We start from the raw sequence: 3,718 nt of genomic DNA on the forward strand, positions 1-3,718 counted from the left end.
TTACCACGGTGTGGCCGATGACTGGGGTGAAGTCGTAACAAGGTAGCCGTAGGGGAACCTGCGGCTGGATCACCTCCTTAACGAAAGATTGACGATCGGTAAGAATCCACAACAAGTTGTTCTTCGAAGATGTATCTGAGGGTCTGTAGCTCAGTTGGTTAGAGCACACGCTTGATAAGCGTGGGGTCACAAGTTCAAGTCTTGTCAGACCCACCACTACTGACGAAGTGATGAATAATCACAAGCTGCTAGATGAGAAGATATATCGTTCATTAAGTGATAAGCTGGGGACTTAGCTTAGTTGGTAGAGCGCCTGCTTTGCACGCAGGAGGTCAGGAGTTCGACTCTCCTAGTCTCCACCAAATTCGAGGGTAAACAAAGCAACGCTTTGTCCGAGAATTTAAGCAAACAGCTATGCTGTGCGCAGGCACACATAGAACAAAGCTTAGAGCTAAAGATTACAGAACTTAGTAAGCAAATAGCTTGTTAACTTCTGTGATTTATCACAGTTTACTACTCGCTGACGAGGCGGTAGTTAATCATTAACAGATTAGAATTTGAGTCTGAAATAAATTGTTCAAACTCGATTAAATAGGAAGATAACAAGTAATTGTTAAATTAATATTTAATCTGAGAACTAGCAAAAACACTGAATCAAGCGTTTTGGTATATGAATTTAGATTGAAGCTGTACGGTGATTAAATTCACAGACAACAAATAGTAGTAATTAAGTTTGCAACGCTAACACTCACTTGTAAGTGTTAACGACTGTTTGGGGTTGTATAGTCAAGTAATTAAGTGCATGTGGTGGATGCCTTGGCAGTCAGAGGCGATGAAAGACGTAATAGCCTGCGATAAGCTCCGGGGAGGCGGCAAATATCCTGTGATCCGGAGATTTCTGAATGGGGGAACCCACCCGCTATAAGGCGGGTATCATAAGCTGAATACATAGGCTTATGAAGCGAACGAGGGGAAGTGAAACATCTCAGTACCCTTAGGAAAAGAAATCAATTGAGATTCCCTTAGTAGCGGCGAGCGAACGGGGATCAGCCCATTAAGTTGTGTGTGTTCTAGTGGAACGCTCTGGGAAGTGCGAACGTAGAGGGTGATATTCCCGTACACGAAAGGGCACACACAATGATGACGAGTAGGGCGAGGCACGTGAAACCTTGTCTGAATATGGGGGGACCATCCTCCAAGGCTAAATACTCCTGACTGACCGATAGTGAACCAGTACCGTGAGGGAAAGGCGAAAAGAACCCCTGTGAGGGGAGTGAAATAGATCCTGAAACCGCATGCATACAAGCAGTGGGAGCCGACTTGTTCGGTGACTGCGTACCTTTTGTATAATGGGTCAGCGACTTACATTCAGTAGCAAGGTTAACCGTATAGGGGAGCCGTAGAGAAATCGAGTCTTAATAGGGCGTTTAGTTGCTGGGTGTAGACCCGAAACCAGGCGATCTATCCATGAGCAGGTTGAAGGTTGGGTAACACTAACTGGAGGACCGAACCCACTGTCGTTGAAAAGCCAGGGGATGACTTGTGGATAGGGGTGAAAGGCTAATCAAGCCTGGTGATAGCTGGTTCTCCCCGAAAGCTATTTAGGTAGCGCCTCGGACGAATACCATTGGGGGTAGAGCACTGTTTCGGCTAGGGGGTCATCCCGACTTACCAAACCGATGCAAACTCCGAATACCAATGAGTACTATCCGGGAGACAGACTGCGGGTGCTAACGTCCGTAGTCAAGAGGAAAACAATCCAGACCGCCAGCTAAGGCCCCAAAATCATAGTTAAGTGGGAAACGATGTGGGAAGGCATAGACAGCTAGGAGGTTGGCTTAGAAGCAGCCACCCTTTAAAGAAAGCGTAATAGCTCACTAGTCGAGTCGGCCTGCGCGGAAGATGTAACGGGGCTAAAACTATGTGCCGAAGCTGCGGATTTGACAATAGTCAAGTGGTAGGGGAGCGTTCTGTAAGCCGATGAAGGTGTATTGAGAAGTATGCTGGAGGTATCAGAAGTGCGAATGCTGACGTGAGTAACGACAAAACGGGTGAAAAACCCGTTCGCTGAAAGACCAAGGGTTCCAGTCCAACGTTAATCGGGGCTGGGTGAGTCGACCCCTAAGGCGAGGCCGAGAGGCGTAGTCGATGGGAAATTGGTTAATATTCCAATACTTCTGTGTAATGCGATGAGAGGACGGAGAAGGTTAAGTCAGCCTGGCGTTGGTTGTCCAGGTGGAAGGTTGTAGGCATGTATCTTAGGCAAATCCGGGGTACTCTATGCTGAGAACTGATAGCAAGCTGTACTTGTACAGTGAAGTGGCTGATACCATGCTTCCAGGAAAAGTCTCTAAGCTTCAGTTACACAGGAATCGTACCCGAAACCGACACAGGTGGTCAGGTCGAGTAGACCAAAGCGCTTGAGAGAACTCTGCTGAAGGAACTAGGCAAAATGGTACCGTAACTTCGGGAGAAGGTACGCTGCTGACGGTGATGGGACTTGCTCCCTGAGCTATTGGCAGCCACAGAAACCAGGCCGCTGCAACTGTTTATTAAAAACATAGCACTCTGCAAACACGAAAGTGGACGTATAGGGTGTGATGCCTGCCCGGTGCTGGAAGGTTAATTGATGGGGTTAGCGTAAGCGAAGCTCTTGATCGAAGCCCCAGTAAACGGCGGCCGTAACTATAACGGTCCTAAGGTAGCGAAATTCCTTGTCGGGTAAGTTCCGACCTGCACGAATGGCATAATGATGGCGGCGCTGTCTCCAGCAGAGGCTCAGTGAAATCGAAATCGCTGTGAAGATGCAGTGTACCCGCGGCTAGACGGAAAGACCCCGTGAACCTTTACTGCAGCTTGACATTGAACTTTGACCTTACTTGTGTAGGATAGGTGGGAGGCTTTGAAGTTGGAACGCTAGTTCCAATGGAGCCGTCCTTGAAATACCACCCTGGTAATGTTGAGGTTCTAACTCTGCCCCGTAATCCGGGGCGAGGACCATGTCTGGTGGGTAGTTTGACTGGGGCGGTCTCCTCCTAAAGAGTAACGGAGGAGTACGAAGGTGCGCTCAGCGTGGTCGGAAATCACGCGTAGAGTATAAAGGCAAAAGCGCGCTTAACTGCGAGACCCACAAGTCGAGCAGGTACGAAAGTAGGTCTTAGTGATCCGGTGGTTCTGTATGGAAGGGCCATCGCTCAACGGATAAAAGGTACTCTGGGGATAACAGGCTGATACCGCCCAAGAGTTCATATCGACGGCGGTGTTTGGCACCTCGATGTCGGCTCATCTCATCCTGGGGCTGAAGCAGGTCCCAAGGGTATGGCTGTTCGCCATTTAAAGAGGTACGCGAGCTGGGTTTAGAACGTCGTGAGACAGTTCGGTCCCTATCTACCGTGGGCGCTGGAAATTTGAGAGGATCTGCTCCTAGTACGAGAGGACCAGAGTGGACGAACCTCTGGTGTACCGGTTGTGACGCCAGTCGCATCGCCGGGTAGCTATGTTCGGAAGGGATAACCGCTGAAAGCATCTAAGCGGGAAGCCTACCTCAAGATAAGATTTCCCTAGGAATTTATTCCTCTAAAGAGCCGTTCGAGACTAGGACGTTGATAGGTTGGGTGTGGAAGCACGGTGACGTGTGAAGCTGACCAATACTAATTGCTCGTGAGGCTTGACTATACAACACCCAAACAGTTGTTGTATTCAAGATAAATTCAATACA

General features: G+C 48.7%; 2 tRNA genes and 2 rRNA genes. All 4 read left to right on the forward strand.

Annotated features, from left to right (window positions below):
- A 16S ribosomal RNA gene (locus tag HYG88_RS15035) occupies window positions 1-80 on the forward strand; the annotation flags it as partial.
- 59 nt (window positions 81-139) lie between these two features.
- Window positions 140-216, forward strand: a tRNA-Ile gene (locus tag HYG88_RS15040).
- 70 nt (window positions 217-286) lie between these two features.
- A tRNA-Ala gene (locus HYG88_RS15045) sits at window positions 287-362 on the forward strand.
- 422 nt (window positions 363-784) lie between these two features.
- Window positions 785-3,675, forward strand: a 23S ribosomal RNA gene (locus HYG88_RS15050).
- The last annotated feature ends 43 nt before the right edge of the window (window positions 3,676-3,718 follow it).

The organism is Acinetobacter sp. SwsAc4 (genome assembly GCF_013391535.1).
Taxonomy (GTDB): domain Bacteria; phylum Pseudomonadota; class Gammaproteobacteria; order Pseudomonadales; family Moraxellaceae; genus Acinetobacter.